Source organism: Cyclobacterium amurskyense (assembly GCF_001050135.1).
Lineage (GTDB): Bacteria > Bacteroidota > Bacteroidia > Cytophagales > Cyclobacteriaceae > Cyclobacterium > Cyclobacterium amurskyense.
The window spans coordinates 1,331,182-1,356,724 of sequence record NZ_CP012040.1 but is presented as its reverse complement, the minus strand read 5'-3'; the positions used below and the strand labels follow the sequence as shown (position 1 = coordinate 1,356,724).

Sequence of the window (25,543 nt, the reverse complement as noted above, 5' to 3'; positions counted from 1 at the left end):
ATATTTACTGTAAAAAAATGTAGCCTAACTTTTTGTGTGTTAAATCTAATAGTAGAAAAGCTTCCTTGTTTGGAGCTTACCAAAGCGGCGCTACTTAAATACAAGTTTCCCAAAAACAGATGGTTTATGGAAGCTTTTCCCCGTGGGGGACCAAGCATAAGACGCAAATTCTTTGCCCTGGTTTTTATCCAATCGAAAAAAGTTAAGCCTAATTTCAGTCTCAGGACCTACTCTCTCAGTAGTTGCATTGGCTAAATCTTCAAAGGGAATGGCCATTTCTACGGTCCAGCCGTCGTCTTTGTCTTCACGCTTGTTAAGCGTTCCTTGTACAGTTACACCTGTTCGAATACCTGGCAAGTTGAATTTGGCTGTTGCTGGCACATCAATATTTTCAGGATCGACAATATAACTGTCGAATAGGATATTGGCAGGAGAGACTTCTATTTCCACATAGGTTTCAGGCTCATCATCTACGTCAATGAAAACCTCAACGACTTCTTCTTTCCATAAGTATTCGTCTCGCTGGGTGAATTCTGCCCAAATATCGGGATCCTTGCATTCAAACAAGAAGTACAAGTTTTTGTCATCGTAGGATGCCTTGACATGTGTCTGTAGCGCTGATTCCTGGACTTCCTTTCCAGTACGATTATTTTTCAGGCGTATTGGTTTGGCCTGCTGCCAAATGGGATCGTTCGCTTTACCATCAATCTCAGGAGCGGTGGAGGCAAAAGAAGCTTCAATTGTATAATCAGATGTAGATTTTTCAGCACAGTGTGTGAATAGGGCAAATGTGGCAGGTATTAGTAAATATTTTAGTGGCATTTGTTGATAAATGATGTATGACAATTTTTACTATTTTTTTATAAGTAACCCTGAGGGAGGAACAACGCTAATATCCAAGTAATTAGAAACGTTCTATCAAGGACCGCCTGAAAATTTGGTGATCTAAAACATGAGCCATAAGTTTATTCTTAAATCTACTCACTGGATTGGAGATTTGCCTTATTTAATGAATGGTATTTTTAGGGAACCTTCATTTTTCTCAATTCTTTGTAAGGTTCTCAAGCTTATTCCTGAGAGTTCGGATAGCTTATCTTGGGTTAGGTTTTGTTTCAATTTTTGAGATGAATGCCTGTTGTCTAAGGGTTACATAAGTACCCCATTTTTTGATTGAATGGCTGGAGGAAGCTCAGTCTCTCCCAGCATTTCTCTTAAATCTATTTCTATCGTTCTGCATAGGGACAACATTGGGATATCATTGGACATGCCTTGAAAAGGGTTTTCTGAATAATCCCCGGTGATCTCCATCATTACGTATACCCAACCAATCAAAGCACTGATCGGAATGGAAAGCCAAACACCCCAATTGCTTAAATTAAGTAGCTCCGGTATCATACTAAAAGGGAGTAGCATAATAAAAATCCCAACAAAATACCTACTTATATTGGCGTATTGTCTTGGTAAAGGAAATTTTTTGATGCGCTCATTTTTGCCCTGTAAGGTGTAAAAACTTCTCAGGACACCTTCCAATTGCATGTGCTGAAAATCATTAATAATTCCTTTCTCCCTTAGGGAAGTTAATTCTCGGGATTGTTCATTGATTATTTGGGTGGCTGTATTTGCTTTGTTTATTAATCGTTCGTATTCCTCGGAGGATAAAAATTGTTTCAGTTCTGTACGGGTTATTTCATCGTCCACCAAACCTATTCCAAATTGTTTCCTCAAATAAACGGCTTGTCTTCCTACAGAGCCCGTTTGGCTGATATGCTCCCATTCAGTAGGGATCAGCAATTGACTTCTATGGGCATACAGCCATGCAATATGGCGGTAAAAGAGTCTCTTTTTGATTGTCTTAATGTCTTCCTCAATTGGTTGTTTTGAAATGAAATTGGTAATAAGTCCATCTACCATCATTCCCCATGATCTACTTTCATTGACAATCCCTCCCCAGATTTTACGGGCTTCCCACATCCGGTCATAGGCTTGGTTGTTTTTAAACCCTACATAAAACGCAACTGCAGTGCCTATAACAGAAACCGGAAGCCAAGGAATATAAATTTTAATGAGATCAAAATGATATAGAGATGCCACCAAGCCCATCAACATTGATAACCACAATATATGATGCCAAGATAATTTTAACATTCTACTAAAACTTATGCTCTTTGTTACCAACATATTGGGTTTCTATTAAAAGGAAGAGGTAATTGTTTTTGCTAAATTATTCACCATTATGTTTCAATTCCAAAAATAAATTGAACAATTATTAATTCAGTAACTGCCATATCTGTTGTTTAAATACTTTACTATATACAGTGAAAGCAAATATTTAAATTCAAATTATAATTTCGCGAAGTTGGAAGATGCACTGCTATTTAAAATTAATTTCCTTAAAATAGGTAATTAATGACGGTGAATCATTCAATATACAGAGACTTGTTGAAGTGTGCAAATTGGTTTTTCAGATAGGGTTTACTGACATTCGTTTATTGAGTATGTTAAAAAAGTGAAGCTGGTTAAATGGCATCCTTAACTTAGGCCTCTCTTGAGGCAATGTCTCCCAATTGAGGAGGAGATTGACAAAAACACCGAGGGGAAAAATGAAAAATTTTCTGATCTTGAAAATGAAAAAGGCCCAATCAAACCAATTATTGATGAAAAGCGAGTGAGATAAAAGTCCAAAAAAGGTAAGGGCCTAACAACAGCCTTTACCTTTTTTGGTAGAAGAGATTAAATCTCAATCTTAGTTCCCATAATTTTCAGGAATTCCCTGATAAAACTTGGGTGACCTGGCCAGGCTGGTGAGGTCACAAGGTTGCCATCAACAAAAGCTTGGTCTGCCGGGATATCCTGGAATTCTCCACCTGCTAAGGTTACTTCAGGACCAACAGCTGGGTAAGCGGTTAATTTTTTGCCTTTCACAACGCCTGCGGTAGTTAAAATCTGAATACCATGGCATATGGCAGCAACTGGCTTGTCAGCTTCGAAAAAATGTTGGACCATTTCGATTAATTTACCATTTAATCTTAAATACTCCGGTGCTCTTCCGCCTGCAATTACCAAGCCATCATAATCGCCAACTTTTACATCAGCAAAGCTGTAATTTAAAACAAAATTATGCCCCGGCTTTTCAGAATAAGTTTGGTCACCTTCAAAATCATGAATGGCAGTTTTTACAATGTCGCCCTTTTTTTTGTCCGGACATACGGTGTGTACCGTATAACCTACCATTTCAAGCATTTGGAAAGGAACCATGGTTTCATAGTCCTCTGTATAATCTCCAGTTAAGAACAATACCTTTTTCATATCTTATGTTTTAATAGTTATAATTAGTTTTCTAAGGTTGCTTCGAACCTTCATGTATGGTTTTTTTTGGCGTTTGAATGCCTAATTTAATTAATTCAAACCGAATATTTTCGCATACAGGCTAATGTTGGCATTACATTGTATATATTTTTCCTCTTTAAGGAAGGCTGTGGAGCAAATGAAAAGTTAGGTCAAAGATGCGATTTCAAAGACTAGTTGGCGCAACAAATCCAATAAGGGATCTAGAAAAAAAATGCTGTGCCCTCATATAAATGTACTTTGAAATCAATTCCAAAACTGCAGGTAGCGGTTATTGTTCATCGGCCCATTCTTGCATTTTTTGTGGAACCATAGATCCATCTTCCGAATAAAATTTTTCGTCTTTGTTTTTTCTTATGCCCACATACAATACATTTTTATTTAGGTCTGCCATAAGAACAGCGCCTGGGTCACCTCCGCTATGTGCTTTCATTCCCCAAGCATAAAATATTCCATTAGTAATGGCAATGGGTGTTTCTACTTCCCAAATGCTTTTTACAAAAGCATATTGAGGGCCGAGCATTTCTTCTAGTCGTCTTTTTATTACTGGCTTGTCTAAAAGTTTAATCTCGTAGGGATATTTCTTGTCGAATGTATTTAGAAAGGAAAGTTCGTTTGAAATGGTGTTGGTAGTTGTCTGCTTATCGCTTCTCGGAATAATATCTTTTTGCCCTAAGCTTTGTTCTTTCTCTGTTAATATTTTGTCATCAGCTTTGTTTTTTTGTTTGCAGGATGATAGGGAGCTTGTCATAAGGAAAGCCGCCGCTAAAATAGTTAAGTATAAGTGTCTCATAAAATTTTAAGCTTGTACTATTTTGGTTTTTAACCAGTGCAAATGTGCAAAAGAAATTTTTGGCCAAAGATGTAAAATGGCATAGTTAGGCACCTGATGGTTCTCCTGCCCTCCATTTCTCCAACTTACAATAATTTTCTCAATTTAATTTCTGTCGTCTTTCCAAACCAGTGTTTTTTCTATTTGTGCGTTAAAGTCAGGGCAATTGCCATCTCCTGTACCTGTAAATCCACCGTCTGGAGCGCAGATTTCATTGCAATTGTCATCATACAAATAGTTGAACTGGTCACAACAGTCTGAAGTAATATAGTAATAAGTTTTATTGCCATCTTTCCATTCCCAAACACTTGCTGGAGGATTTTGAACGTCTTCTCTCTGGATCTTTCTTATTTTTTGCTTGATGCAATTTGGGACATCCTTTTCCAATTCAAGTTCCGTACAGGACATAGCTGTCAAGGAGAAGAGAAAAATTCCTACAATCATTTTTATTGAATTTTTCATAAGGGCTTATTTTTATTATTGCAAACAATGAGTACTGTGTGAAATAGTGGTTTTTAAGCACTGATTATCGGATTGTAAGCGAATCTATTTGGTATTAAACGCATAGCCACTAATATTTCTTTATACGGTTTGTGCGGATTTAAGGATAAATAATGTTCAAATACATGCTAGCCAATACTGTGGAGTAGCCAGTGGAATAGGTTATAAATTTGGTAAGGTAATAATATTTGATATCAAGCAGGCCTGGTTTTCTTAGACTTGAAAGATAGGCGACTTTTGCAAGGGAGGTTGTTATTGCAGATAGAGCCAATATTTTGTCCAGCAAGGTGGGTATTACCGATTAATTAGCTACAGTTTTTATCTGTCCCTGAACTGTTTTTAAATAATCAGGATGCAATTTTGACCAGTAAGGGAAGTTGCTTTTGCCAATATAGTCCATTGAATGGGAAGCCCCCACTAATAAAATGATTTCAAATTTATCACTATTGGATTTCGCAAGTGCATTGAAGATAAATTCATGACTATTGGTAGGAATGATTTCATCCATTGTTCCTTGAAGGATTAGAACAGGTTGTTTGATCCTTTCAAAGTACGGGATAGGAGTAAAATTGAGTTTTTCATCGGTTTGTACCTCATCTAAATTTGACACCCAAAATTTGTCCAACCAAGATTTTGATTTCTCAGTATTTAGCGCCCCTTCTAAATCTGTTCTTGAAAGTTTTCCAGCGATAAATTCGAAAACCTTGCGTTGCAATGCACTTGCTTCATCTAAGTCATCTCCTAGAGCTTAGGCATTTCTATTTTTCCAATAGTTCAAATCGCTGTCTAAAAGGGTCACTCCTGGGCAACTTACGACAATTCCATACGACAGATTTGCTAAACCATTCAAAATATAAGGTATTTTGGTAACCCCTTGACTACTCCCTTTTATTCCTATTTCCTTAAGTGGTATTCCAGTTTTTTCACAAAAATAGCTTATAGCCTTAATGTCGTCTGCCAAGAGTTCTTTCATTGTTGCCACTTCCCAATTGCCTCCAGAATTTCCAGTGCCTCTTTTTTCATAGTGGAAAGTAGTAAATCCCATTTGTGAAAAGAGGATGGCTACAGCCCTTGAAGCACTTCTGTCGGCATTTCCAGAAGAAGTTACAATCACTAATCCTTTATTGCGTATTGTTTCGGGATACCAAATGGTTCCATATAGCTTTGTTCCATTGGATTGAAAGTTTATTTCTTCATTTAAAGGCGCACTCTTGTGGTCCAAAAGTTTCTTTTCCAGGATGTATTCGGTTGTGACAGTGTCGACAGAAAGGGAGCCTTGAAGTTTACTGTAATTGTCAGCCCATTTATTCCTGAAACTGTAGATATAAAAATCGCTTTGAAGCCTGAAGTTTATCGAATCTCCTTTGGTTTCAACACCTTTAAAAGGGATCCTATTGGCATTTTGCGCTAAACTTGTGAAGAACACCGAAATATTGTAGATGTCACCTTCTATTTCCAAGAGAATCTCATCTGAAAAATCACCAGATTTAAATGTACCGCTATAGCTTCCTGTCCTTTCTCAATTATTGGTTTCGGAGGTAGGTTGGCAAGCAATTATTCCAAAAGCGATGATAATGACAAAGATCTTTTTCCTTATTAAGGGTTTCAGCAGTTGATAGATAGTCTATGGTATCATTCGAGTCGAGGTAAAGACTTTTTAAAGCCTGGTATTGGTGACAAAAGAAAATGACTTGCTATCAGGAGACCAACTAGGTACGTTTATCGATCCCTGCCCACCATATATATACCCGATAATTTTGGGCGTACCTCCCTTGAAAGGCATGATTCTTAAGTAGCATTGTTTGTAAAAAGGATGGTCGTTGGGATCAATGTCTTTTGGGAAAGAAATAAATACAATCCATTTTTGATCAGGGCTTACATGAGGAAACCAATCATTGTATTCGTCACCTGTCAATTGAACTTGGTTTCCTCCATCGGTATCCATTCTCCAAAGTTTCATTTTACCAGATCTTACAGAATTGAAGAAAATATATTCCCCATCAGGACTGTATTCTGCACCATCATCTAAAGTTTTTTGGTCTGTCAATTGTTGTTCTATACCTGTTTTGATTTCGGTAGTGTAAATGTCATATTGCCCTTTTCTATGCCCTGTGAAAATCATTTTTTTATTGTCCGGCGACCAACCATGTAAATAAGAATCCCCTGCCCCTGATGGTGTCACCCTAACGGGAATAGAGTCTCCCTCTGAGGGTAGGTAATACAGGGTAGATTGATTGTTGTCTTCTTCATTGTGATTGCTAATGCCCATTAAACTGCCATCGAAAGTCAACACATGGTCATTGTTGTTTTTCATAGCAAAACCCGTATTGAATGGACTTATTTTTCCTTCGCTGATATGGTATTTGTAAAGGAGGCCACCTCCGTTGTATATTAAATGGGTCCCATCTGGAGTCCAATTTGGAGCTTGTATAGCATTCGTCGTGCTATGTAGGATTTTCCGGTGCCCTGTTGATACCTCTATTACTTCAAGATTGCTTCCAATATAATCTCGATAAGGTTTGAAATCAGAGGTTGCAGGACGTATGATTCTGACATTTCTAAATTTAACTACTTCAACTATATCAGCATTGTGAGCACATACATATAGGCCAATATAAACCTGATTTTTAATACTTGTATTGGTTGTCTTGACCTCACGAAAGGGTTGCCCAAACTTCGCCGTTGACATTATAAAAGTACTTCCTCTCCTCTCCAACTGGATAACATCAGGAAGACTATCGGTGGAAACATTTTCCTCTGTAACCCCCTTGATGGTACTTCGGTATTGTAAAGCGGCCAGTCCATCCCCATGAACAGATGCGTTGACATGAGGAGTGTCCGTATTCAAGTCATTTTTTATAATCCACCCTGCTTTTCGGTGAGGGTCGACACCCTTTCCCAAAAACGCAACCTCTGCCCTTACAATAAAATCACCCTGAATTGTGGTCCACAGGTATTGGAATTCATCTTTGTCGAACCACATGTTTTCACCACTGCCTCCAATCGTATAGGTTTGATCGTTTTTCTGATATTGGGCAAACCCTTCATTTTTGACAGCTCCAATGTCCAAATGATTGTCAAACAGACCAATTTTAGTCTGGGCCTCAACGAAGCCCAATTCGAAAAATACTATTGCTAGGGTAAATGCATATTTAATAAAGGGCATATTTGGTTCGGTTATTTTAAGTGAAATAAAGTCTTTTGGGTTTTCCTTTTAAAGAGATAGTAGTTTAAAATTCTAATAATATAACAATTAAATTGCTTTTAATCAATTGTTTAATCTTGTTTTAAGGCCATGCATCGGTCATCCCTTGGTCGGTTTTTTTTTCCAGGTGATACTTTTTTCCAATAGATCAGGGAAATGATAATGTTCAATTCCATCTAATTCTTTCGATCTATCATAAAATAAACAATAGTCATGAGTTGAAACAGGCAAACCGTCACTGCAAATCCTTTTAGGTGGGTAACTGTAGGGGGAAAGGCTATGGAAGTCTCACTTTTTTGAGGATTCCTCCGGATTTATCCCCTTTTAGCCTCCTCGAGACTTACTGGAGCCGATTTTTTAACCCGGATTATGTAATAGGATTTCTCCGTCCTGACAATAGTCAGGGGTGAAGCCTGTCCCGTGTTTACGGGAAGTGTTGCAATCGCAAGAAAATCGGCTGTTTGGAGATTTTAGCATAGCACCGCTATGGTGAAATTGAAAACAGCAACGATTGGGTATTTTGAAGCGATTTCAGCACGTAATAGATTGTCTATTGCATATTTCGGGTTTAATATTCAATTGGCCCGAAATCAGGATGCTAATGAAAAGGAACTTAAAAATCAATGGGAATGGGAATGGGAATGGGTCAGGAAGCCCGTAATTGGACCTCTAAGGTCAACTTAAATTGTTTAGGTGTTCGATGGCTTTGCCCATATCAATGGCTTTGCCTAAGACAGCTTTGAAACTATCTTTCCTTTCAGCCATGATGTTTGGAACTGTTTTTATGGTGTAGTCGGTAATTTTTAATCCGGTTTTAACTTCTGACCAGAGCAATGGCATTGATACTGTAGCATGAAGCTGAGGCCTTAAACTGTAAGGCGCAACGATGGTTTGGCCTTTTCGGTTCTGTAGGTAATCCAAATATATTTTCGGCCCCCTCTTTTTGAGCGAGCGTTCCAAAGTGGTCAGTTTTGGAAGTTTTTCCTGGATATAATAGCAAAGTAATTTGGTGAAATCTCGTGCTTCTTCATAGGTGTATTTTCCTCCCATGGGAAGATAAATATGTAATCCTGATGCGCCAGAGGTTTTGCAAAAGCCCTCAATACTTGCCAACTTTAAAATGTCATTCGCTACCAATGCCGTTTCAATTATCTGTTCGAATGTGTTCTCGTCTGAGGGGTCTAAATCGATGATAGCATAATCAGGATGATCCAATTGATAAATGGTGGAATGCCAGGGATGAAGTTCGATGCATCCTAGGTTATTTAAATACAGCAAGGTGGCCTTGTTTTGACATAATACGTAATTGATGTCTTTGTCAGAAGATGTTGAATAAATGGTATGGGTATCTGTCCAGTCAGGCAAATGCTCATTGTCTTTCTGGTAAAAGGATTCGCCATGGATGCCATTGGGATGTCGATGCAAGCTTTCAGGACGGTCTACGAGGTAGGGTAGGATGATGTCAGACATCTGAATATAATAATCTAACAAATCGTATTTGGTATAACCGGATTCTGGCCAATAGCTCTTTTCAGGATGTGTGATGTGGAGGGTGATTCCATCCACTTTTAAAGCAAATTCTTCATCAGGTGTCTTTTTTTGAGGAGTTGGATTTTTAGATGGTAATTGAGGCTGTTCTAAGTCCAAATTTTTATCCTCACGCAACCTTAAAAAAACTGGGTGGCGCATTACCTTAGATGAAGTCCATTCCGAAAACTTCACTTCACAAATCAGTTTAGGAATCAACCATACCGCTTCACGGCCTTTGAGGTGTTTGCGAATATCGAACACTGGCTCCTCGGTTTTAAGTACTTCAAACTTGTAATACAACTCTTTAAGCTGTTCTTCTGAAAAACCGGAACCACAAGTACCCACATAGGTCAATTGGCCATCTTCCACCATCCCTAAAATTAAGGACGCAAACTTACGGGATTTTTTCTTGGAAAGCGTATAGCCACAGAGGATCGTTTCTGTGTTTTCAATTTTTTTGAACTTTAGCCAGTGAGGAGAGCGAAGGTTTAGGTCGTAACGAGAATTGGCTTTTTTGGCGATGACACCTTCCATTCCCATTTCTACGGCTTGGTTATAGATTGTTATTCCCATGGTTTCAACGTGGTCGCAATAGTGAAGATGCGACGCTTCTGGAATTAATTCTTTTAGCAATTGCTTGCGGTCTATCAATGGAAGTTCCAATGTGTCGTGATCGTTGAGATGCAACAAATCAAATACATAATATACCAATACTCCTTTGGTGGTCTCTTCATTATAATTTTGCAATGCATTAAATTGTGGCATTCCTTCAGCGTCCAACACAACTATTTCACCGTCTAGAATTGCCCTATGCGCTATGTTTTTTAGTTCCTTATGGATAGGAGTGAATTTTTCATTGAGAGAAATTCCATTGCGTGTATAGAGCTCCACCTTTCCATTATTGATGTTAGCCAATGCCCGGTAGCCATCATATTTTAACTCGTATACCCAGTCCTTATCGTTAAAGATTTTCGTCCCCGGAGAGGCGAGCATGGGTTTTACAAGGGTCCTAAGGTCTAATTTTTTTGGGTTTTGGAATGGCTTTATAGAAAATGCCTCATCGGTAAAGTCTTCGGCATCGTAATCCAGGTCAGTGGCAAATGCATCATCATGTTTTATGAGTAACCATTGTTCTTTTTTATTCATGGAGGAAGAACGGACCAAGGTAAAAAGTCCCTTGAGTTTGCTGCCGTGAAAGATGATTTTTAGCTTCCCAGTGTTATAGTCTGAAGACAGGGAATTTTGTGGGTGTAAATTTTTGTAGTTCCCCTCATCCCAAATGGTCATTTTTCCTGCGCCATAATTGCCTTTTGGAATGACCCCTTCAAAGCTTAAGTAAGCAATGGGGTGGTCTTCGGTTTGTACTGCCAGACGCTTGTCTCGGGGATTCATGGAAGGTCCTTTAGGGACTGCCCAGCTTTTGAGAACTCCATCCATTTCTAAACGCAGGTCGTAATGTAAATGACTGGCACGATGTCTTTGGATGACAAACCTGGATTGGTTGCTTTTTTCAAGCACATCTTTAGGTTCAGGTGTGTCTTCAAAACTTCGCTTTTGTCGGTACGCTTTGAGTCCCATTTAGGAGGCCATCTTTTTTCGTTGGTCAAGACTTGCCTTAAGCTTTGCCATCAAATCTTTGGCAACAGTAGGTTCACTTTTCACTTTTTCTACCTTGATTTTTTTACCGGTAGATTTAGATTCTATGGTCTTCAACAGTTGTTCGTTATAGACATCCTTGTATTTCTCGAAATTGAACTTTTCAGTATAATTTTCAATAAGGGATTCCGCCATGGCAATTTCCTTATCAGAGGTTTTGGATTTTGGGATTTTTATTTCTTTTGTGTCTCGGATTTCTTCAGCGAAACGAATAACATGCAAAACGATTACATTTTTATACACACCAATCAGTGAGAGATTTTCTTTTTGACGCATGACAAAGGTTGCGACACCTAATTTGCCGGTTTTCTTTAATGCATCCCTTAACAAATTGTATGCTTTTCCCCCTTCCTTTTGCGGTTCGAGATAGTATGGGTTTTTAAAAAGCATATCAGCCACTTCGGTTTCTTCTACAAATTCTTCGATATCAATGGTTTTGCTTTTTTTTATGTTGGCATTTTCAAAATCCTCTTTTTCTAAAATGACATAGGCATCGTCTTTTTTATAGCCCTTCACAATGTCTTTATAAGCTACTTCCTCACCAGTATTTTCGTTGACCCGTTTGTACCTGATTCGGGCATGGTCATGTTTATCAAGCATGTCTAAATCGAGGGTACGCCCTTCTGATGCGGAATACATTTTTATGGGAATCGAGACAAGCCCAAAGCTGACGGTACCATTCCAAATTGATTTCATAATATTTTTTAGTTTTATACCAACTATTTGTCACATCCTTTCTAATTGGATAATTCACCCTAGTGGCATTAGGTTAATATTCTCCAATAGCCTGAATTCTTTGGATTACAATATTCCCAATGCTAACAGGGAATTCTCCTGCAAAAAACAATCCAACTCTTTTTAGAAATAACCATTTAATCAATAACTATGGTTTGTAACCCATGGTTTAGAGAAATATATAAGATACGATTTTGGTGGTATTATTTTTTTTAGGCAACAAAACTGATAAAATACCTACCAAGGTTGACCTACTAATTCTATTAACCAAAATTTCCGAAATCGGCTTGGCTAGTTAGGACTAGATCTTCTTTAAAACGTAAAATGAGACATTGGGATGGATGCAAAAAGTGATTTTTGTAACACAAAAAATAATTTATGGGGGAAAACCCGAAATAAGTCGCAAAAATCGTAGCTATCTCTCCTGTTGTTTTTTAAATATTGATCCTCCTAAAACGATTCAAAGTCATTCATTTTCACATTGCCATCTTTGTCAATTGTATAACCTTCCGGCTGGCCTTCCTTCCAAAGCATCTGAGGCAACATATCCAAAAGTGCTTTTCTATGATCGTCAATGACCTGCGTATTTCCCTCTTTATAGGCAATATTGTTCCATTCGTTTGGGTCGTTCTCGTGATCGTAGAGTTCTTCCAGGTTGATTTCAGGATAATAAATATAGCGGTACCGCATACTTCTCACAGCATGGCCTGTGACGGCCTCCTTTTTTTTGTAGGAGAATTTATAACTTGATATGACAGGTGAAGTTTTAGTATTTGGGTCCTTTAGTTGAGGTAAAAGGCTGTTCCCGTCCAAGTGTGTAGGCGCTTCAAATCCCGCTAGGTCTACCAGGGTAGGGTATAAATCCATTAAGCTAACTGGTTGTTCGCATATCTTTCCTGCTAGAGACATGCCAGGAGCAGAAATAAGTAAAGGTACTCTCGTAGACCTTTCCCAAAGGGTGAATTTTTCGATATTGTCTTTTTCTCCCATATGCATACCATGATCAGACCATAATACGACAATGGTATTGTCGGTATGTTCAGAGTTTTCATAGGCATCCAATACCCTTCCTACCATGGCGTCAGAGAAAGTGATGGAAGCTGCATAAGACTGGATTATTTTTTTCCATTGATCATTGTCCAATACCCATTTCATTATCCATCTTCGCCCATGGTCAAATGAATCTTCCAAGTCATCTTTTTTACGTTCTGGCAAAACGATGTCTTCCAGCGGATACATGTCGAAATATTTTTGGGGAACTTCCCAAGGGTCATGTGGCTTCCACATTCCCACGGCCAAGAAAAAAGGTTTGTCATGCTGCTGCCCGAGTTGGTACCTGGCCCAGTCTGCTACATGATAATCGGCCATTTTTTCATCAGGAACAGGAATGGCTCCCCAGGTCCACCAACTATTTGCTCCACCTCCAGGGCGGTTTTCATTGTCCACCTCTTCCGGATAGATGACCTCTTCGGGTGCACGGATCTGATAAGGGTGGGAAATATAAGGACTAGGGTAGTAAAAATCCCAGTTTGCTGGTTCTACCTGACTTGTAGCATCCCATGGTGGGGCCTGACTGTGGTAAATTTTTCCTGCCCCCAATGTTTTATAGCCATTTTTTTTGAAGAACTGTTCAAGAGTAGTTACCTTCTTTAGTGCTTCAAAATCCCGCCATTTAGGCCCGTCTCCCCAGTATACGTTTTCGGCCCCAGAACGGGCGTGATGTACTCCACTGAGGATAGCCGCTCTCGTTGGCGCACAAGCCGGAGCTGGAGTATGTGCATTGGTGAAAATCATTGAAGCTGCAGCCAGTCGGTCTATATTAGGGGTGTGAATTTTCATTCCCGTGTGGCCAGACAAAAAGCCAGCCCAGTCATTCATGTCATCCACCGCTAAAAACAAGATGTTTGGTTTCTCCTCAATTTGTTGCTGTGGAGGGTTGCAATTGCTGAGTAGCAGCAAAGTCAAGACGAATAGGGAAAAGCGGAATTTTAGTGGTAAACTGTTCATAGGTGATGGAGGAGGATTATTAGTGGTACAAGAAGTTGCAATTAAAACACAGTGATGATCTGGCTATATGGCTGTATTAGATAATAGCTATGCTATTGTATGTTTTGGAGTGAAATAGGGTTTAGTTAAGGCTTTTTAAGCCTATAATGTTAATTTTTGTTTTTCACTTATGTGTTAAACCCGGATTATGTAATAGAATTCGTGATGAGTGTTGCAATCGCAAGAAAATCAGGCTGTTTGGAGATTTTAGCATAGCACCGCTATGGTGAAATTGAAAACAGCAACGAAGTGGCTGATTTTAAAGCGATTTCAGCACATAATAGATTGTCTATTGCATATTTCGGGTTAAATTAGCAATAATTTTTTTATGCTGTGGAAATAAATTAATTAGTTCTAATCTGGATTTTAGTTCAAAGTCTACAAAGCTAAACCCCGGAGAGACTGTGCAGCCCACTAAAGAACAGGAATTCTTATTGATTACCTCTGCGCCAAACCAATAACCTCCTGGAACGATAAATTGAGGGACTTCGCCTTTAATTAAATCTCGTCCGATAAGGTGCTCTTCATGTATTCCTGATTCTGATATGGTGTGTAGTCTGATTGGAGAGCCGTCATAAAAATGCCAAATTTCGTCTTGTTTTATCCTATGGAAAGCGGAAAAATTATTTGAAGTCATTAAAAAATAGATACAGGTTGAATAATTTCTATTGCCTTTATAATCATCCGGTAAACAGTCTTGTAGGATTTCACCGGAACTTCTATAAGTTTCTTTGAAATATCCTCCCTCAGGGTGTGGGGCCAAACCTAATACGTCAATTATTTTATTGATTGAATTTTCATGCATTTATAAATATACTAATTTTTTTAATTGCTTATTTAGCCGTGTTTTTTTAGAAAGATTTGTTGATTATAAATTTTTTATGCGTTACAATTTTGTTTCTTTAACTCGGGTTATGTAATAGGATTTCTCCGTCCTGACCAATGTCAGGGGTGATAGCCTGTCCCGTGTTTACGGGAAGTGTTGCAATCGCAAGAAAATCAGGCTGTTTGGAGATTTTAGCGTAGCACCGCTATGTTGAGATTGAAAACAGCAACGAAGTGACTGATTTTGAAGCGATTTCAGCACGTAATAGATTGTCTATTGCATATTTCGGGTTTAAAGGGTTTCCCCGGTTAACGTTTTCAAACCATGAATAGGTTATTTACGCTCAAATGGTGATATAGAGCTGGCTTAAAACATAAAAGGTGGCTAAAGTATCAGGAGTTAAACTCTTAATACTTTAGCCACCCATTCAAATGGTTCTCCTATGTAGTGAATCAATAAGCCACTGGTTCAGCTACAGTATATTCGCTCGTTTCGGTAAAGGTTCGACCAAACATGTCCTTGGCCCTTACAGTGATTTTATGTTTGCCTACCGATAATTTGGTATCTATACTGCCTCTCCAAAGGTGGGTGGCATTAACTGGGTTGGATGGTCTTCTTCCTGGTTCTAATTCTTCCATCAGATCCCATTCCATTACAGCCGCTGCATAGGAAGGGTCAGGGGCTTCCACCCAGTTCATTTTTTTCCAAGGACCGTTGTCAATTCTGTATTCAACTAGATCATTTTTATCTCCCATATAGAAGTTGGCAAAGATGCCTGAACCTGTGCCTCTGTTGTTGGCCACTACTTTAGGGTTAAAGATCTTTATTTGGTGTCCTTTAGGTGCTCCGATTACCTGATAATCGATTTTGTATTGGTTGTCTTCTATATGCAATAGGGCATATCCTTTTGGAGTGCCATCGCGCATGGTGGAAATGGGCACCCCGTCTTCATTTATCTTCCCGGAATACCAATCGCCAGAAGTGGTTCCTGCATTGTACTCATGAAAAGGATTACGACCTTTCCATCCGTCCTCTTCGGTGTAGAAATTATGGCGTTGCAAATGGGTATGTGCGGATAGGGCCAATACATTTTGGTAATCCTTCAATAGATCAAAAACTTTTTGTCGGTCACTGTTCCTGAAACCATTTTCATTGATGTGGAGAAAGGGGATATGAAAGGACAAAACAATCAATTTGTCTTTGTCTACATGCTTCAGGTTATTTTCTATAAAGTCCAACTGGGTTTTTGTAAAACCACCCCAATAGCCTTTGCTATCCCTGGGATCTGGATAAAGGATGTCATCTAAAATGATAAAGTGAGCATTTCCATGGTTGAAAGAATAAGTGGAAGGCCCAAATACCCTTTCAAAAGATTCATCAGAATGCTCGTCTATGGTGGCATCATAGTTCATGTCATGGTTGCCCATTACATTGTGCCAATGCCAACTTGTCCTTTTTAGGATCTCTACATATGGTGGATGTAAATCCAGGTCATCTCCTGCCAGATCCCCAAGACTGATACCAAAGCTGATATTACTTTCCATCTTTGCCTTATCTACTACTCCTTTAGCAAATTGATCCAATTCTGTAGTGTTATAAGGTTGTGGGTCACCAAAAATCATAGCAGTAAAATTTTTAGGCTCTTCGATTTTATGAAGGGCAAAATTTATTGATTTTGGGAGTTTACCTGTAGGTTCGGTTCCTTTGTATTTGAGTTCTGGGGATCCTTCGGGTTTGTGGATATAATAAAAATCAGGGAGTTGGTTTTCTCCAACTGGTACTTTAAAACCGCTAGGTTTAATAACAAAGATAATATTGTCGGACCCTACTGGTAAGGAGTATTTTCCTTTACTGTTTGTGAGTACCACTTCTTTTCCGTTGCTAACTCCCACTTCTGGAATGCCTTTTTCTCGGCGTTCTTTTTTCCCATTTTGATTACTGTCTTCATAGACATATCCTACTACATTGTTTTGTGCCAGTAGGCTAAAACTGAGACTGATGGCCCAGCAAAAGCTGATTAGTTTTTTCATGAGCTATTGTTTGTTTAAAATACCTGGGAAGAGGAATGTCTGAACTATCCTACTTCCGGAATGAAAATCAAATATAGAGAATGCCCTAATCAAGGATTAGGGCAACCTATTAAATAAAAGTTATTTTTCAAACACCCAGTATTAACAACCAGGTTAAATTGGGATATTGTTATCAGCGACTTCCTTTATTGTGAAACACAACCAAACCATCTTTTCCGGCCACCACAATGTCTTTCATTCCATTGCCATTTAAGTCAGCAACAGAGAAATACAGACCGGCCCCCTTGCCTTCTCCAAAAGGCCCATAGCTGATTACATTTTTGGTAAATGACTCTCCATTCCACTTGAAATAATACATTCCCATCCAATCATTCCCTCCGGGATCATTGCCATTGTGGGCACGGTAGCGTTTACCAGTAACCAGTTCCATATCTCCATCGTTGTCTATGTCTACCCATTCCATGGTATGGTATTGGGATTGGTAGGGGTCGATGGCATGTTTTTTAAATGTTATGGTATTACCCTCTTTCACTTGTTCATACCAATGCAATCCATAATCATGGCCCTGACCAACAATGAAGTCATTCAAACCGTCTTTATTCACGTCAACCACAATGATCGGAACACTTGCACCACCTAGTTCAAAGCTTTTATGTAGTTTCCATGTTCCGTTTTTCAAATCTTTTGGTGCTTCTAGCCAGCCTTCAGGTATGATAAAATCTCCTCTTCCATCTCCATTTAGATCGCCAAAGCCCAGGCCATGACCGTGTTTTTCAGTTACTGGATGTTTTTCAAACTTTGCTGTTCCTTTGCCTGCTGCATTACGGATTAAAGTATAATAAGCCAGCGGTTGATTCGGAGTGTTGGGGACAATGTCCAGGTGACCGTCTCCATCTACATCCCAGGCTCGTGTGGTTTCTACATTGCCGGGATTGGCAATTTCATGAGCTGCCCATTCTTTATTATTACCCGGATTTTCCATCCAATAGAGGGTCTTACCAAACCATCCACCAGTGACATAGTCCATATTGCCATCGCCATTGACGTCCATAGGGATGGTAGAAAAATCATCGAAGTATTCACTTATCCGTTTTACCTGACCGATCAGTTGTCGTTTGGTAAATTCTGGGCCTTTGTACCAATAACTACCGGATACAATGTCCAGTTGTCCATCTCCATCTACATCGAAGACACCTGCCGATTCGGCCGTTTCCATAGCAATAAGTTGCTTTTCAAAAGTTATGGGCTTGGGATCATTGCTCAATCCTGCCAGTATAAGTGCGATATTAAGGGTTAGATTCATGCTTTAAAGATAAGCGTTTATCTATCACAACTATCCTGTACTGTCTAGTTTTGTAGGAATGGTAAGATTAATCTTTGTTCAATTAATATTAATACCCTAAAGGGAAGTGAGGCTGTGGTGAAGTTTTACTCAGTAAGTGAAATTGAAACTTTTAGCCTTTTGGTAGACAAGTACCAATTGAGGGTATAAATAAAAACGGCCAGGCCAATCATTTCCATGGTTTCTTCGGCTGTATAAAGTAATCTGTAGCCAAAGCTCACCCCATTCGTATCCAAGGTTTCAATACTCAAAATCTCTAATCCTAGTGCCCCTGAAATATATATAATAGCTGAAATCAGCATTAGATTCATTAATTTTCGATTGAGGCTTTTAAAGAAAGGAACATAGATTTGCCCTAAAAGGAAAAGAACAATAGCAAAAATACAAAGCGAGAAATATAAGGGGTAGCCTGATAGGGTTGGTTTTCCCTCGAAAAAGGTGAAGAAGAACTCATGTATTGATGCGGCTTCATCCAGAGTGAAGAAAAAAAAGAGTAAAGTCAAACCTAGCCAACCGGCATAGCGTCTGTTTCTTGTCTTTTTATAAAATGTGATGAGAAGTAATAATAAAGAGGAGGCTAATAGAAGTAAGGAGGAAAAGAAGGTGGGTACATTTGCTTCCTGATTAAAGTCGAAAAGGCGAATTATAAATGAATGTAAGGGATTGTTACCTTTATCATTTATGTTAAGATAAATACTAAAGATGTTTAATAGTAACAATACAGCGATTGCCACCAACAAAGCCTTGAATAGCTTTTTAGCTGGAATAATAAATTTCATTGGGGTAAATAATAGGTTCGTAGGAATTGTAGGGGCAATGGTTAATATAAAGAAAAAAATATTCTTATCAAAAAATAAGTCCTGTAACCTTAAAAGAACATGGTCAATGCTGTCAAGCATTGGCCATGTTAGGAGTGTTTTTAATTTTCTAAAAGCCAGTTGTTTACCCTGGGGTTGAAGTCGTCAATGTTCTCCCAGTGGAAAGCATGACCACTTTCAGGGTAGCTATGTAAGTCCGCATTTGGAATCAAAGTAGCTACTTCCTTAGTCATCCAAGGAGGGGTGAACTTATCTTCTTCTCCTCCGATAACGAGAACCGCTTGGCTAATGTTTGGCAGTTCGTCTAGTACATAGTGGTCCATACAAGCTGCTGCCTGTCCCTCTAATCCGATAAGTGGTTGAGGGTTGGTGTCATTTTTAGCATTTTCCCGATCCTCAAGCATTCCTTGATAGTTCTCTTCATCGTCAAAGGAGGCTTTTGAGAAAATTAGCAGTTGAATGTATCTGCTAAATTCCTCTGGCCTTAACCTGGCTTTAATGTCTATCATATGCTTAAAGATATCTTTGGCAGTATTGTCACATCTAGCCCAAGGACACATGAGCACCATGGCTTTGACCAGCTGTGGATGCCTGATAGCGAGTTGCTGGGCGATTGTGCTTCCCATAGATACACCTACCACCTTTACCTTATCTAATTTCAAGTGCGCAAGTAAACCTGCACAGTCATCAGCCATTTGGGCTGTTGAATAAGGGCCGGGAGGTTTGTCCGATTGTCCTACACCACGATTATCTACAACGATACATCGGAAAGATTGCTTCCAATATTCCAGGTGCTTTTTCCAGACTGCTCCAGGTGCAGTGATTCCCATGATAAGAAGCAGGGGTTCACCTTGTCCACTTTCCTCATAATAGAGGTTAATTCCATTGGTTTTAACGGTAGGCATTGGCTATTTCAATTTTGGGATAAGTGATTTTTGCACCCATTTACCATCGTGGAGCGTAACAAAATCAGGGTCTTTTAAAGCCTCTTGACCTTCATCCTCACAAATGATCCAACCATCAAATTTTTCGTCTTTTAGCCATTGTGTAATGCCTGTTAATTCTACTTTTCCATTGCCCATAAGGGTGAATTCAGGGTTTCCATCCCAATCTTTGTAGTGAACGTGATTGATCAGTGAACTGTATTCCTTCATCTTTGCCAAAGGATCCATACCTGCATTGATAATGTGTCCTACATCAGGGCACCAACCAGTAACTTTCGGGTCTAGGGATTCTAGAATTACTTTGTAGTCCTCTTCTGTTCGGGTAATGGAAGTATGGGGAGAGTTGGGGTGGAAACTGCTCGTTACGCCTTGGTCTGTTGCTCTGGCCGATACGGTATTGACGATGTCTACCAGGTTTTTTCTTCGTTGAACGAGCTCATGCCTTCCAGTAGGTATCTGCACGGTACACAATACGGAACCGGGAAATCGGGACAAGAGTTTAATGGCTTCATCAGCAATTTTTTTCTCTTCATCAGTTTCTTTGCTTCCGTTCCAATCCAAAGCCAAGGCCACTGCAGCAAGTGAGATGTTTTCTTTTTTAAGCTTTTCCTCTAATAGGTCTGCATCAGCCAAAGGACCCATCCATGTGAAAATTGGCTGAATTCCGGTAAAACCTGCTTTAGAGATCACCTCTATCATATGGCCAAGTTGGCCTTTGTAGGTTTCCCCATTGTTACTCATGAACCAAGTGTAAACTTCGGCGCCGAAGCGAAAGGGTAAATCAGACATTTTTTATGGTTATTTAGGTTATTGTTTTTTTAATAAATACAGGGGTTCAAACTGAAAAGAGCTCTAGAGACCGTGTTTTTCTCCCATCATTTTAATGAATTTGTAGCCGTTTTCGGCCATTTCCCAAGGTTCAGAAAAATCTCTCCAAACACCAATTGAGTTGGCAAAGTCGGGGTCATTTCTGGTGAACCCTTCTATGGTCAGCCATCCTTTAAACTTTATCTCAGCTAAAGTTGCGAAGGTATCGTCCCAAGGGACATGACCTGAGCCCGGTGTGCCTCTGTCGTTTTCACTGATGTGTACATGGTGTAAAACAGGTGCTATTTTTCTAATGGCATCTCCCAGGTTTTTTTCTTCAATATTAGCATGGTGAGTGTCAAACATTGCCAAAACATTCGGGTGATTTGTTTTATTGATCAGATGCAGCAATTGGTCCATGGTGTTGCACAAGTAACATTCGAAACGATTTAAGGCTTCGGGGGTAAGTACTATTCCTGCCTGCTTTGCATGTTCTCCTGCTTGGTACAAAACTTCTGCGCTTCTACTGTATTCATCCTCATTAGGGGCTCTTTGGGCAAATGTAGAGAAGGCAGAGTGGAAAGGGCCACAGATTACCTTTGCTCCTAAATCATGAGAACGGTCTATGGTCCATTTCATTTTGTCCAGGGCTTTTGCCCTTACTTTAGCATCTGCGTCTATAGGGTTTTCATCAGGTCCTAGTACGAAAACAGTACTGCTTTCAAGTCCAGCATTCGCGGTGAATTCCCCAATTTCCTTGTATGCTTTTGCATCCGGTGAACCTACGAAAAATTCCACCCCATCATATCCTATCTCTTTTAGTCTTTCAATGATGGGTTTTAAATCATCAGAAACTGAAGCAGACCATGCAAGGACATTAAATCCAATCTTATTCATTATATGTTAAATATTTTAGGCTTTAAAAATTATTCGAAATCAGTAACTTTCATTCCATGACGGAAATTGTCAAAACCAAACATCGTGGGCGCATAATTGCCAACAATTGTAACTTCCGCTTTTTCAGGAATTTTTTCTTCCATTCCCAATCCCCAATAGCTGGCATTTACAATTAATCGACGTAAGTCTTCACTTAACAAGTCAATGGATGCTCCAAGTGTGCTGGCAAACACTTTTCCTTTTTTACCACCTTCTATTTGGTAACTTTTTGTCCATACCACAGGCATTAGCGATTTTTTCCAGTTGATGGGTGCTTCTGCATTCATTCCGGCTGTAGATGCTCCATGGATCAATACCTCTGCATCTTCACCTAAGGAAGTAACTGTATAAACATCTGAAGCAGCCCAGATATCTGCCACTCCATTTAATAGTGGGTTTTTAGCGGAAACTTGGATGCCATCTAAAAGGGCACGTGTGCCTTCTACCGCATGGTGTCCGTGGTGAGCCACCCAGGTTTCACCCAATATTTTTTTACCAAAACCTTTTTCCCAGCCCGGTACTTTACTTTGCCAATGGTACTTTGCATAAGGACTCTTATTGTCTTTACTATAAGCGAAAGCATGAGTGGATGTCCGCAAAGCAATCAAAGGTTTGCCGGATTTAAGGTAAGCGTCAAAATATTTCATTTGCTCGTCAGGGAGTTCCCTGAAACGCAAAAGTATAATGACTAAATCAGCCTCTTCAAGGTGTTCCATTCCAGGGATGTTGGTCTTATAGTTTGGGACAACTTGGTTGTTTTCAGGGTTAATGGCAAAAAGAACAGTGGTGTTAAAACCATGGTGTTTGGAAAGTATTTTAGCCAACATTGGCAGTCCTTCCTCAGACCTGTATTCATCATCGCCACTTATTAGAACGACGTTTTTTCCTTGTCCAGCACCATTTTCTCCTTTAAACTGTAACAGAAGTTTGTCCCCCTGAGCAAATGTCAAACTTGCTGACAAAATAAAGGTAAAAATAAAGAGGGTAGCTACTTTGAGGCTATTGCTTTTAAATTGGTTTTTTGTATTCATTTATATTAGGTGTTATTTCAAGAATTAAAGTAAGAAAATTGTTTGGAAGAATCCTTCATTTATTCAAATAGATACAGGTAATCTGGGATAAAAGGAGCGAAAAGCACAATTGATTTCATTTTTTTTCTATTTCCCTTCCAAAGATGGCCCTAAAAGGAATTAATAGGTTTATAATTTGTACGCATTATACCTTTGCACGAGAGAATTCATTTTTTATTTATTCCAACAAAATCTCCCAGCCTTAACTTTGAGTCAAAGATTTCAAAGATAGGTGTTCTTATCCAGTTGTCGTAGGCCAAATCTCCTACTGAGTTAGCTGCCTAAGGCTGGATTTCTCCTTTACCTATGAGTCTGATAAAGTAAAACAGCAAACATTACTCCTAAAGAGCATATTTGGTTGAGTTAAACTTTCCTAACTGCAGTTAATTAACGCAATGGTAAGTTTATAATGTTAATTGTATTTACCCTATGGGTTTTCCATATTTACTGTGTGATTGAAATTTAAATTGATTTTTAAATGTATTATCTATTATTATCTTAGGGTTAAAATTAAAAATTAATAGCTATGTCTTTTAGAAAGCAGTCTTCATGGATGCTGGCAATGGTGCTGGTTTTGTTATTTTCCTGTCGTTCATCAGACCAGAAAGAAATGGAGGAAGAAGAAGTGTATCTTTTTTCCTATTTCACTGGAAATGGTGAAGATGGGTTGCATCTCGCCTATTCTAAAGATGGCTATACTTTCAAAGCCATGAATGATGGGGCTTCTTTATTGACACCTAAAGTAGGTGAAGATAAGCTAATGCGGGACCCTTGTATAATTAAAGGCGGAGATGGACTGTTTCATATGGTTTGGACGGTTAGTTGGAAAGAGAAAGGAATAGGTTATGCTTATTCCGAAGACTTGATCAACTGGTCAGAGCAACAGTTTATACCGGTAATGGCCCATGAACCGAATGCCCGCAATACCTGGGCGCCCGAGGTTTTTTATGATGATGAGGAAGAGTTGTATCTTATCTATTGGTCCACCACCATAACTGGTCTTTATCCTGAGACACAATCTCAAGAGGACAACGCCTACAATCACAGGCAATATTATGTGACGACAAAAGATTTTAGGACTTTTTCAGAAACCAAGTTGTTCTACGAGCCAGGCTTTAATGTGATTGATGGTACTATTCAGAAACTTGAGGATAAATATTATCTTTTCGTGAAGGATGAAACCCGAGAGCCAGCGAAGAAGAATATTCGCATAGCTGTAAGTAAATCGCTTACCGATGGCTATGGGGATGCAGGCGAGCCAATTACCGGGGAATACTGGGCTGAGGGTCCCACGATTACTAAAGTTGGTGATCAATGGATTGTCTATTTCGATAAATATACAGAACACAGTATGGGAGCAGTGATGTCCTCAGATCTGGAAAACTGGACGGATATTTCTGAGAAAATAAGTTTTCCTGAAGGTACCAGGCATGGCACAGTATTTAAGGTAGATGCGTCTTTTTTGGATGAATTGTTGCTGAAGATGAAGTAATATTATGAATTTTAGATTAGTAAATTATTAGAAATAAACTTAAAATAAAGCTTTACTTCAAAGATTTTATTGTGAGGTTCAATTCCATATGAATTAGTATTTACTGATGAGCAAAGAGGAATAGATGATATCATTTCTAACAAAATGTTTTCAAGATCCTGTTGCTTGACTCCCTTATCTTCAATGAGGACTTTAGAATGATTTGTTCTGCTTTTTGTTCTCCATCGTTTTCGATATGTTGGATTTCTTGTATTAACTTTAGTGTTGATTTTTCACCAATTTCAAATCCAGGTTGGTAGACTGAACTTAATTGAGGTCTTGTAATTTCACACATTTCAGAATCACTAAAACCAATAATGCAAACTTTTTCAGGGACTTTAATCCCATTATCTTGGCAGGCACCCAGTGCTCCGATAGATAAAATGTCACTGACACCAAAGATTGCGTCAAAAAGCTGGCCTTCTTTAATCACTTTTTCTACTAGATGGTAGGCTTCAGGTCTTGTTATGTGAGGACAGCTCTTAATATTAGAAGAGTCTAGAGGAATGTTGTATTTTTCTAAGGCATCTTTATAACCATTAAAGCGCTCTATTGTATTAAGAGGATCCTTCGGTCCTTTGAGAAAAAGGATGTTTGAGCAGCCCTGATGAATCAGATGTTCGGTGGCTTGAAAAGCACCTTCCCTATCGTTAATAATGACATGGCTTATCGTATCTGTGTCGAGTACTTTGTCAAACAATACTAATGGTATATTGAACTCTTCAAAGATTTTAAAATGATCAAAAGATTTGGTTTCATCCGAAAGGCAAACCAATAACCCATCAACATGGGATGAAAATAGCAATTTTGCGTGTTTTTTTTCGAGTTTTAGTTGTTCTTGGGATTGAGTGAGTAGTACTGAATATCCATGGTTTTCGGCAGTTTGCATTATTCCCTTAATAACACTGGAGAAGAAAAAGTGCACAACTTCAGGAATGATTACTCCTATAATATTTGATTTGTTTTTGCGCAGGTTGAGTGCCAGGTTGTTGGGGATATAATGAAGTTCATCTACAAGCTTTAGTACTGCCGTTTTTGTCTCCTTACTGATATCAGGATAATCTTTTAATGCTCGGGAAACAGTAGGTACAGAAATGCCTAATTTGGAGGCTATTGTCTTTAAAGTTACACGTATTTTAGGCATAATTTTGGAGTTATTTGTTGAAAGGATTTATGTCAGATTAGGTGTTTTTAATTTAGAATTATTATAAATTAAAAATAATTTTTAACCGAAATCGGTTACGTAATCGATTACGTAATATTACATATTTTATTGCTATTGACTATTAACCGAATGTTTTTCATGTTTGGGGCATAAATAATATTTGGCCAGAGTATTATTCACTTATCAGTTTGATAAATAATTCAAGTCAATTACTTAAATAATGA

Annotated in this window: 23 protein-coding genes; 2 read left to right on the top strand and 21 right to left on the bottom strand. The window is 38.8% G+C overall.

Features of this window, described 5'->3' with window-relative positions:
* Nucleotides 1-90: 90 nt before the first annotated feature.
* From CA2015_RS05410 to CA2015_RS05375, 9 genes are all read right to left on the bottom strand, one after another.
* Nucleotides 91-846 (bottom strand): carbohydrate-binding family 9-like protein, encoded by a 756-nt coding sequence (locus tag CA2015_RS05410; protein ID WP_157470330.1) that lies wholly within the window; start codon nt 844-846, stop codon nt 91-93.
* Between the two features lie 156 nt (nt 847-1,002).
* Nucleotides 1,003-1,116, bottom strand: coding sequence for a helix-turn-helix domain-containing protein (locus CA2015_RS25405; RefSeq protein WP_084011657.1), 114 nt, complete (start codon nt 1,114-1,116; stop codon nt 1,003-1,005).
* A 30-nt stretch (nt 1,117-1,146) separates the two neighbouring features.
* Nucleotides 1,147-2,145, bottom strand: coding sequence for a bestrophin family protein (locus CA2015_RS05405; RefSeq protein WP_240477931.1), 999 nt, complete (start codon nt 2,143-2,145; stop codon nt 1,147-1,149).
* Between the two features lie 585 nt (nt 2,146-2,730).
* The gene (locus tag CA2015_RS05400; RefSeq protein ID WP_048640977.1) at nt 2,731-3,306 is read right to left on the bottom strand and encodes a DJ-1/PfpI family protein; all 576 of its coding nucleotides are present in this window, start codon (nt 3,304-3,306) and stop codon (nt 2,731-2,733) included.
* A 310-nt stretch (nt 3,307-3,616) separates the two neighbouring features.
* On the bottom strand, nt 3,617-4,138 hold the full coding sequence (locus tag CA2015_RS05395; protein WP_157470327.1) for a hypothetical protein: 522 nt from the start codon (nt 4,136-4,138) through the stop codon (nt 3,617-3,619).
* 144 nt (nt 4,139-4,282) lie between these two features.
* Nucleotides 4,283-4,639, bottom strand: coding sequence for a DUF6970 domain-containing protein (locus CA2015_RS05390; protein ID WP_240477930.1), 357 nt, complete (start codon nt 4,637-4,639; stop codon nt 4,283-4,285).
* Between the two features lie 340 nt (nt 4,640-4,979).
* The gene (locus CA2015_RS25040; RefSeq protein WP_205749804.1) at nt 4,980-5,393 is read right to left on the bottom strand and encodes a prolyl oligopeptidase family serine peptidase; all 414 of its coding nucleotides are present in this window, start codon (nt 5,391-5,393) and stop codon (nt 4,980-4,982) included.
* A 33-nt stretch (nt 5,394-5,426) separates the two neighbouring features.
* Nucleotides 5,427-6,137 (bottom strand): alpha/beta hydrolase family protein, encoded by a 711-nt coding sequence (locus tag CA2015_RS25035; protein WP_205749803.1) that lies wholly within the window; start codon nt 6,135-6,137, stop codon nt 5,427-5,429.
* 198 nt (nt 6,138-6,335) lie between these two features.
* Nucleotides 6,336-7,844: a TolB family protein gene (locus CA2015_RS05375; RefSeq protein WP_084011655.1), complete on the bottom strand. Its 1,509-nt coding sequence runs from the start codon at nt 7,842-7,844 to the stop codon at nt 6,336-6,338.
* A 525-nt stretch (nt 7,845-8,369) separates the two neighbouring features.
* Here CA2015_RS05375 and CA2015_RS05370 point away from each other — a divergent pair.
* The gene (locus CA2015_RS05370) at nt 8,370-8,567 is read left to right on the top strand and encodes a hypothetical protein (RefSeq protein WP_048640974.1); all 198 of its coding nucleotides are present in this window, start codon (nt 8,370-8,372) and stop codon (nt 8,565-8,567) included.
* Here CA2015_RS05370 and ligD read toward each other — a convergent pair.
* From ligD to CA2015_RS05315, 11 genes are all read right to left on the bottom strand, one after another.
* A complete protein-coding gene (gene ligD, locus CA2015_RS05365) occupies nt 8,559-10,991 on the bottom strand; it encodes a DNA ligase D (protein WP_048640973.1) in 2,433 nt (810 codons plus the stop codon). The two genes, CA2015_RS05370 and ligD, sit on opposite strands and share 9 nt — an antisense overlap.
* A complete protein-coding gene (gene ku / locus CA2015_RS05360) occupies nt 10,992-11,765 on the bottom strand; it encodes a non-homologous end joining protein Ku (RefSeq protein ID WP_048640972.1) in 774 nt (257 codons plus the stop codon). It lies immediately after the preceding gene.
* A 489-nt stretch (nt 11,766-12,254) separates the two neighbouring features.
* On the bottom strand, nt 12,255-13,811 hold the full coding sequence (locus CA2015_RS05355) for a sulfatase (protein ID WP_048640971.1): 1,557 nt from the start codon (nt 13,809-13,811) through the stop codon (nt 12,255-12,257).
* A gap of 328 nt (nt 13,812-14,139) precedes the next feature.
* Nucleotides 14,140-14,655, bottom strand: coding sequence for a cupin domain-containing protein (locus CA2015_RS05350; RefSeq protein ID WP_048640970.1), 516 nt, complete (start codon nt 14,653-14,655; stop codon nt 14,140-14,142).
* 473 nt (nt 14,656-15,128) lie between these two features.
* A complete protein-coding gene (locus CA2015_RS05345) occupies nt 15,129-16,706 on the bottom strand; it encodes a calcineurin-like phosphoesterase C-terminal domain-containing protein (RefSeq protein WP_048640969.1) in 1,578 nt (525 codons plus the stop codon).
* 172 nt (nt 16,707-16,878) lie between these two features.
* Nucleotides 16,879-18,009, bottom strand: coding sequence for an FG-GAP repeat domain-containing protein (locus CA2015_RS05340; protein ID WP_048640968.1), 1,131 nt, complete (start codon nt 18,007-18,009; stop codon nt 16,879-16,881).
* Between the two features lie 125 nt (nt 18,010-18,134).
* Nucleotides 18,135-18,827: a hypothetical protein gene (locus CA2015_RS05335; RefSeq protein WP_157470324.1), complete on the bottom strand. Its 693-nt coding sequence runs from the start codon at nt 18,825-18,827 to the stop codon at nt 18,135-18,137.
* Nucleotides 18,828-18,967: 140 nt separating this feature from the next.
* Nucleotides 18,968-19,771: an alpha/beta fold hydrolase gene (locus tag CA2015_RS05330; protein ID WP_048640966.1), complete on the bottom strand. Its 804-nt coding sequence runs from the start codon at nt 19,769-19,771 to the stop codon at nt 18,968-18,970.
* Nucleotides 19,772-19,774: 3 nt separating this feature from the next.
* Nucleotides 19,775-20,599, bottom strand: coding sequence for a sugar phosphate isomerase/epimerase family protein (locus CA2015_RS05325; RefSeq protein WP_048640965.1), 825 nt, complete (start codon nt 20,597-20,599; stop codon nt 19,775-19,777).
* A 63-nt stretch (nt 20,600-20,662) separates the two neighbouring features.
* Nucleotides 20,663-21,514, bottom strand: a complete 852-nt coding sequence (locus tag CA2015_RS05320; RefSeq protein WP_048640964.1) for a sugar phosphate isomerase/epimerase family protein — start codon at nt 21,512-21,514, stop codon at nt 20,663-20,665.
* Between the two features lie 29 nt (nt 21,515-21,543).
* Nucleotides 21,544-22,584 (bottom strand): ThuA domain-containing protein, encoded by a 1,041-nt coding sequence (locus tag CA2015_RS05315; protein ID WP_048640963.1) that lies wholly within the window; start codon nt 22,582-22,584, stop codon nt 21,544-21,546.
* A 565-nt stretch (nt 22,585-23,149) separates the two neighbouring features.
* On the opposite strand from CA2015_RS05315, the gene CA2015_RS05310 reads away from it, so the two are divergent.
* Complete coding sequence (locus tag CA2015_RS05310) at nt 23,150-24,115, top strand: glycoside hydrolase family 43 protein (protein WP_084011653.1); 966 nt, start codon at nt 23,150-23,152, stop codon at nt 24,113-24,115.
* 136 nt (nt 24,116-24,251) lie between these two features.
* Here CA2015_RS05310 and CA2015_RS05305 read toward each other — a convergent pair whose 3' ends face one another.
* Nucleotides 24,252-25,298, bottom strand: coding sequence for a LacI family DNA-binding transcriptional regulator (locus CA2015_RS05305; protein WP_048640962.1), 1,047 nt, complete (start codon nt 25,296-25,298; stop codon nt 24,252-24,254).
* Nucleotides 25,299-25,543 lie beyond the last annotated feature (245 nt).